The sequence below is a fragment of the Haloparvum alkalitolerans genome, from assembly GCF_050122995.1.
GTDB lineage: Archaea > Halobacteriota > Halobacteria > Halobacteriales > Haloferacaceae > Haloparvum > Haloparvum alkalitolerans.
Window position 1 is genome coordinate 185,312 of sequence record NZ_JBNLIA010000012.1, and the last position, 7,135, is coordinate 192,446.

4 protein-coding genes are annotated in these 7,135 nt (G+C 66.7%); all 4 read right to left on the reverse strand.

Annotation, left to right across the window (positions count from 1 at the left end; translation table 11 throughout):
• Window positions 1-184: 184 nt before the first annotated feature.
• The 4 genes from ACQE3L_RS12190 to ACQE3L_RS12205 all read right to left on the reverse strand — a co-directional run bounded on the left by ACQE3L_RS12190 (window position 185) and on the right by ACQE3L_RS12205 (window position 6,859).
• The gene (locus ACQE3L_RS12190) at window positions 185-5,314 is read right to left on the reverse strand and encodes a DNA polymerase II large subunit (RefSeq protein WP_426964100.1); all 5,130 of its coding nucleotides are present in this window, start codon (window positions 5,312-5,314) and stop codon (window positions 185-187) included.
• Window positions 5,315-5,347: 33 nt separating this feature from the next.
• Complete coding sequence (locus ACQE3L_RS12195) at window positions 5,348-5,767, reverse strand: PPC domain-containing DNA-binding protein (RefSeq protein WP_426964101.1); 420 nt, start codon at window positions 5,765-5,767, stop codon at window positions 5,348-5,350.
• A gap of 321 nt (window positions 5,768-6,088) precedes the next feature.
• On the reverse strand, window positions 6,089-6,466 hold the full coding sequence (locus tag ACQE3L_RS12200; protein WP_426964103.1) for a NifU family protein: 378 nt from the start codon (window positions 6,464-6,466) through the stop codon (window positions 6,089-6,091).
• A 72-nt stretch (window positions 6,467-6,538) separates the two neighbouring features.
• Window positions 6,539-6,859 (reverse strand): DUF5783 family protein, encoded by a 321-nt coding sequence (locus tag ACQE3L_RS12205; RefSeq protein WP_058365772.1) that lies wholly within the window; start codon window positions 6,857-6,859, stop codon window positions 6,539-6,541.
• Window positions 6,860-7,135 lie beyond the last annotated feature (276 nt).

The window sequence follows — 7,135 nt, forward strand, 5'->3', positions numbered from 1 at the left end:
CGGTGCGGTGCTGATGCGGTCGCGGTGCGGTGCTGATGCGGTCGCCTTGAGGTCGTGGTACCGCGGCGGCGCGAGGGCGCGAAGCGCCCGGAGCGCCGACCGCGGCCCTTTTTGATCGACATTTTTCAAGGACGGGTGAGCGCGGCGCCTGCGCCGGCGCGACCCGACGCAGAAAAAGGTCGGTTTACATGAAGTCAGCAATCCCGCTCTGCTTGTTGGTGTCGTCCTCGAAGACGGACTCCAGCGATTTCTCCAGCACGTAGAGCCGCTGTTTCGTGTAGTCGCGGCAGCCGTACCGTTCGGCGACCTCGATGGCGGTGTCCATGTACTTGTTGACGGAGCCCTCGTGGACGGTGAGGTTGACGCGGCCGCCGCACTCGCGGCAGTCGCCCGACAGGGGCATCCGGCGGTACTTCTCGCCGCAGTCCAGACACCGCGTCTCCTGTCGCGAGAAGGCCCGGAGGTTCCCGATCAGGTCCGGGAGGAAGTGGTACTCGATGACGCGCTCGGCCACGTCGGTCTCGTCGACCGCGCGGAGCTTCCGGGACAGCTCCAGCTGGGCGTCCATCTTGTCCATCATCGAGCCGAGGGTCTTGTACGCCGAGAGGTCCGGCCCCATCGCGATGTCCGTCGTGTCGTGGCTGTGCTCGAAGCCGCGGTACTCGTCGTCGGTGCCGAGGGTGTCCTCGCCGAGCTTGATCAGGTCCTCGACGCTCTCGGGGTCGGCCATCTCGACGGTCGCCTCGTAGAACTCGCGGGGGTACTGCCGGACGATGTCCATGTTGTGCGCCTCGTCGTCGATCTCCGCGGGGTCGATCCGCGAGGACATCACCAGCGGCGCGTCCATCCGGCCGCCGCGTTTGTCGGGGAGGAACTCCTTCGAGAAGTTCAGCAGACCGTCCATCAGGAGCATGACGCAGTCCTCGTCGCCGTCGCATTGCTTAACTGACATGTCGTTTGCGACAAGCGAGTGCGTCTCCGCGACCGTGAGACAATAGACGTGGTCGGCGTCGCTTTCGACGGTTCGGATGTCGTCGATCTCCTCAAGCAGGTACTCTCCAGACCCGCCGTCGAACACGCGACGACTCCGTGGTTCGATCTCCGTAGTGCGCCTCTGCAGACGATCCTGCTTCCGGGTCATGTGAACGTTCACGAGTTCGGAGAACCAAACGGCGTCCTCCGAGGAGATCCCGATGACGTAGCTCTGTGCCGTCAGAGAATCGTAGTCCTCCTCGTAGAACTCGGGGAATTTCACGTGTAGCGGCACGCGCGTCGGCCGCTCGACGGTCGCCTTTATTCCGAGGGCGGAGAGGAGTGCGAGCACGTCCTCCTTGAGTTCGGCGCTGACAGTCGTCGCCTGAACGAGAAGCGAGTCGGCATCGACGTTTCCGTCGCCGCTGACGTACCCACCGAGATACGCCGCGATCACCTCTTCGGACGCGTCGAATATCGGTGCCGGAACGCGTTTCGTGTGCGCGTCGTTCCCCGCGTTCAGAACCGTGTCGAAGAATATCCGGAGAAGACGCCCAGAAACCGTCACCTTCGCGTGGTTCTCCTCGTACGGTTCGACCCCGAACTCGTCACGAAGGGTCCGCAGGAAGAACTGGCGTGCCTCCTCTTCGGTCCCGCAGATCGTCGTCTGATGGATCGTTCCCTCCGGGGTCTCCTGTTCCCGGGCAAAGCCCTCCGCCGCGTAGTATCCGAGGAGCGTCGCGACTCGCTCGTCGAGTTCGACGAACCGATCGATCTCGGTCCGGTCGCGCTTCACTCCGAGCGTCACGTCCTCTGGCACGAACGCCAGCAGGTCGTCCACGGACGAGAAGCATTGTTCGAGGTACGACACCGGGAAGCTGCCGCGGTAGAGGTAGTTGCTCAGCGTCTTCTTGTTCGTCCCGAAGACCTCCGTCATGCTCTGCAGCGGGTAGAACTGTCCCTCCCAGTCGTCCGCGAACGTTCCCTCAAACAGGTCGTAGAGACAGTCCTTCTCCATCCCCTTCACCATGAGGCGGTCGTTCGCGATCTCCTCGGTCTCGATGAACTCTTCGAGCAGATCGAACCGCTTTGTAGACTCCGTCCGTCCGTCCCGGTCGACCGAGCTGGGCGTGACGAGCCGGTCGGTCGCGTCGAGTTCTCGCGCCTCCTTCCCGACGAGTTCGTCGGCTTCGCCCTCGTACACGTGGACCTCGTGGTCCGGTGTGAGTTTCAGTTCACGGCCCGATCGCGTGCGAATACGGATCAGGTGGTCAGGTGCGGGATGCTTACTCACGGCCTCGACCCGCTGCATCTCCTGTTCTCCGTTAGCGCTCATCGACGGGACACGAACCTCGGACTCGACGCCGTCGAGCCTCCCGACGACAGTTCCGAAGTCGTCCTCTTCGACCTCGGAACGCTCGAGATAGCGCTCGACGAAGTCGGCGATCTCCGCGTGGTGTGACGTTCCGGACTTGTCCTCGTACCACACCTTCGTCTCGGGGTGGAAGCAGTTCCGGCGCTTCGCCGCGTGGAAGTACGGGTGAGCATAACCCACCGCCGCCGAGGTGAACCCCACGACGCGGCCGACGGTCGCGGCGCTGGTGTGGGGGGCCATCCCGAAGACGAGTTCGCCGACGAGCTCGTCGCGCTCGTTGACGTTGTAGAAGGCCGGCAGGTCGTAGAACTGCTCCAGCAGGTCGTCGACGAAGTCCGCGGTCTTGAGCATGTGCTCGGCCGCGCCGTCCGAGAGGACGATGTCCTGCACCTTCAGCTCGACCAGCTGGTCGTCGTGGCGCAGGGGTTCGCCGTCGATGTCCGTCTCGTACCCCAGCTCTCGGAAGTGGTCCGCGGTCACGTCGAGCTCCGCGGGGCGGACGGACGTGACCGGGAGGTCCGTCATGTCGTAGCGGACGGTGCCGTCCTTGAACGACGTGACGCCGTTCTTCGCGCGGAGGACGCCCTTCTCGATGGCCTCGGGGGTCTTGTTCGTCGAGGTGAGCCCCTTCACCCCCTTCAGGATCTCGAAGGCGGACTCGCGCTCGCCGACCGACTCTAGCGCGTCGCGATAGGCGGCGTGCACGTCGATCTCGCGGCGGTCCGCAGCCGTGACCTCCCACTCGCAGCGCGGGCAGACGACACGGCCGGCCTCGTCGGGCTCGCACTCGGTGCCGCACTGGCCGCACTCGTAGTGCGGTTCGGTGTGGGTCCCGCAGTCCGGACAGGCGTTGCGGTAAGTGTGGCTCTCGCAGTCGGGACAGACCCGATCCGCGACCTCGACGTTCAACACGCCGCGGCGACCCTGGTCGTCCATCTGTCGGGACGCCTCGGCTACGTCGCGCTGCGTCCCGCCGGCCTCGCCGATGGGGAACAGGGTGTGAACCGCGGGGGAGAGGTCGCGGCTCTCGGACTTCTCCGGGCGACCCATCCGGTTCCCGATCCGGGTCGGCGCGCGCTCCCGGATCTCGAAGGGCGCGACCTCGTTGACGGCCTTCGTCGCGTTCTCGCCGTCGGCCCAGTTCAGGGCGGCCTCGGAGAGGTCCGACTCGTCCCACTCCTTCCGGAGCCCGTCGCCGAGCCCGAGCGAGTGCGCGAGCGGGCGCCACTCGGGGATCCGCAGGGAGTCCGGCGTCTCGGTGTGCGTGACGAGCAGGCGCTCAAGCGCCGCGCGCGTGGTGTCCGTGTGCTCGATGGCGAGGACGCCCTCGACCACGTCGCCGTCCGCGACCGCCTCCGCGAGCGTCAGGAACGACGCGACGCTCACGTCGTGCCAGAGGTAGGTGTAGTCGGGGTGGAGCGGGCAGTCGTACTCGCGCGCCCACTCGAACGCCTCCTCGACGGAGGGGTGCTCCAGGTCCACGCGGGGGTCGTCACGGAGCGCCTGCACGTCCGCGCCCGCCGCCTCGAAATCCTGTACCCACCACTCGAAGACGTAGGAGGCGGGCGCGAGCGGGTGGTTGTTCTCGACGAACTCGCCGTAGTTGACGAGGTACTCGCCGAGGTCGAGGATCTTCTCGACGCCGTTCCTGACCGCCAGCGCCTCCTCGGGGTCGTCGATGTGGCGCACCTCGCCGTTGGCGAGTTTCACGGTCGGGCCCTCGATGGAGTCGACCGGGACGACGCCCGCGGCCTTCCCCGGGCGCTCGGTCTTGATCTGCGTCCCGGTCGCGAGGAAGTCGTCCACGAGGTGCATCGTCGCGGGGTGGACGCCCGCGGTCGCGAACCCGTGGTTGCGCGCGCGGCCGTATCGGAGCCGGAACCCGCCCGACTCCGAAGGGTGCGAGAACACCGGCCGTCCCGCGATCAGGTCGCGCAGGTACTTCGTGGCGGGCTCGACGCGCTCCGGGCCGGCGGGTTCGTTCCCTTCCGGTTCGTCTTCGGACCCGGCCTCGTCAGCGACGGTCTCGCCCGCGCCGTCCGCGTCGGCGGCCGCAGACCCTTCCGAGTCCTCGGCCTCTCCCTCGGCCTCCGCCCCGTCGCTTTCGGTCTCGTCGCCGCCGTCCTTCCCGATGGTGCCGTCGATGAGGTCCTGCAGCCACGGCCAGTCGATCTCGTCGAGCTCGCGGGTGTAACGCTGGATCTTCGGGGCCTTCAGCGCGATCCCCTCGGCCAGAACCAGACACATCCCGCCGCGGGCGGAGTTGGTGTCGACGCGTTCGAGGTCGCGGAAGCCGGACACCTCCTCGTCGCCGGTCGCTTCGCCGTCCAGCATGATCGGCATGTGCTCGGCGATGAACTTCGTCTCCTTGTCCTTCGGCGTGTACTGCAGGCCGGTCTCCTTGTCGTACAGCGCGACCTCCTCGGCGTAGCGCTCGACCTCCTCGGACCGAGCCTTGTACTCGTCGATACCCAGCAGCGCGCGGGCGTAGTCGCCGACGAGCACGGACAGCGCCTGTGCGGTCCCGCCCGCCGAGCGGATCGGGCCGGCGTAGTAGACGTTGATGAACTCCGTGCCGTCGTCGTTCTCCAGCAGCTCGACGCGGTCGATCCCCTCGATGGGTGCCGCGACGACCCCTTCGGTCAGCAGCGCGACCGCGGTCCGGACCGCGCCCTCGACCTTGCCCGCGCGAGAGTCGTAGTCGCCGACGGTCCCCTCGACGAAGTCCGTCACCAGCTCCAGGGCCGCCTCCTCGCGGGACATCTGCCCCTCCAGCTCGCGGACGCGCTCCGCGACGCCGTCGATGCCGAGGATGTTCTCGACGCGGTCCGCCATGTCCCGGGCGACCGGGATCTCGATTTCGGCCTCCGGGTCCTTCCCCTGCGCCTTCGCGGCCTCGGCCACCTCGAACGCCTCGTCCAGCCGGTCCTCGATCCGCGCGAAGTAGCGCTCGTCGTCGGGCCGCACGTCACCGCACCCCCCGCCACGCGCCCGCGGGCATCACAGCCAGAGGTCCAGGTCGGTCGCCTCGTCGTGCGCCCGCTCCAGCGGCTCCTCGAACGCGCGCAGGTACACCTCGCCCGCCCACACGGTCGCGGAGTCGAGGTGGCCCGCGAGCGCCTGCCCGCTCGGCCGCGAGAGCACGGCGTGCGTGTGCGCGAACGTCTCCCCCTCCAGCAGCGAGACGTTCCCGACGCAGGCGGCTACCTCCAGCGGCTCGTCGAACGTCACCGACTGGTACTCCGTCTCCTTCTGGTCGTAGAACCAGACGTCCGCGTCCTGCACCGCGCCCATCGCCGTGAACCAGCCCGCCTCGACGTCCTCCGCGCGGGCCAGCGACTCGATCTCCTCGCGCCAGTCGGCGCCCGTCTCCAGTCGAGCGACGTACTCCGCGCTCGACTCGACCTCCCGATAGTTCATGGAGTCGAGTGACGCGCCGCGAGCAAAAAGCGTTCCCCGTCCGCCGCACCTCGCCCTCGGACGTGACTCGATGGCGCATTTCTGTATCGCGCTATCTGATTTATCGGGGCGTCGGCATCGGCCACGGTCGAACACGACGCCCCGGACGAAATCCGCGTTACAACCGTTCGAGACGGCGATCTACGCCGTTTCCGGAGGCGGGACTGTCGCACGCACGGATGGCACTCAGTCGTGTGCCTCCGAGTGCCTCGGTCGTGCTGTCGGGAACGGCTCGAACAGCGCGGCCGCTCCGGAGGTGAGAAAAACGGGAAGAAGACGGCCTCAGAACGGGGCCTGCGGGCCTTCGTCGTCCTCGCCGTCGGACTCGCCGGGGAACGAGGGACTCATGCCGCTGTCACCGCTGCTGGTGCCGCCGAGGTCGCCGTCCGCGCCGGCGCTCATGCCCGTGTCGGCGTGGACCGTGTCGATCTCCGGGATCTCCTTGACCATCCGGGACTTGATCGCCTGGATCGTCATCGGCGAGATGCCGCAGCCGGAACAGGCGCCGCCGAGCTGGATGTGGACCTCGCCCGCCTCGCGGTCGAGGTGGCTGATGGCCGCGTCGCCGCCGTGCATCTGGATCTGGGGGAAGTTGCGCCGCAGGAAGTTCGTGATGCGGTCGCGCAGGTCGTCCTCCGCGTTCGCGGGTTCCGTGCTCATACGCGTGCTTGGCAGTGTGGCGGCTTATGCCTTTGGTTCAGGTGTGCGCCGCGCGGACGAGAACCCGCCACGTCAGGGCTTCTCGACGCCCAGAACCCGGTGGAGCTCCTCCTCGATGGTCTCGACGTACACCTCGAGCGTCTCCTCGAACTTCTCGTCGTCGACCAGCACGCCGGTGAGCCGCTCCCGCGGGTTCTCGGGGAGTTCGACCCGGAACTCCCCGTCCTCGTAGAACGGTTCCGACTCGTTGAGCACCATCTGGTCGATGCCGTGGATCAGTTCGGAGTCGTACCGCTCGTTCATCTGGTTGAAGGCGTTCTTGTACGCCCGCTGGAGTTCCTGGAAGTAGTGGACGTACTTGTCCTCGAATTTCTCGGGATCGAAATCGGTCATGGCCGACGCTCCGCCGCGGCCGGCAAAAAGTCGGCCGGTACGCGTCTCGAACGCTCGGATCCGTGTACGGCTCGCACGGCATAAACCTCTTAGCGCGATATGGAACGATTGGGTCTGGTCTCCCGTCGGCTCTTGAGTTGGTCTCGGAACCCTAACTGATAGCGATACTGAGTAGAGTACGGTAGTTGTGCTGTTTTTCTGTCAGATTATGCTTCCATAACTGCTGTTGAGCCTGCTGCTCTAGACAGCAACGTCTAGAAAGCCCCAGCCGGCTCG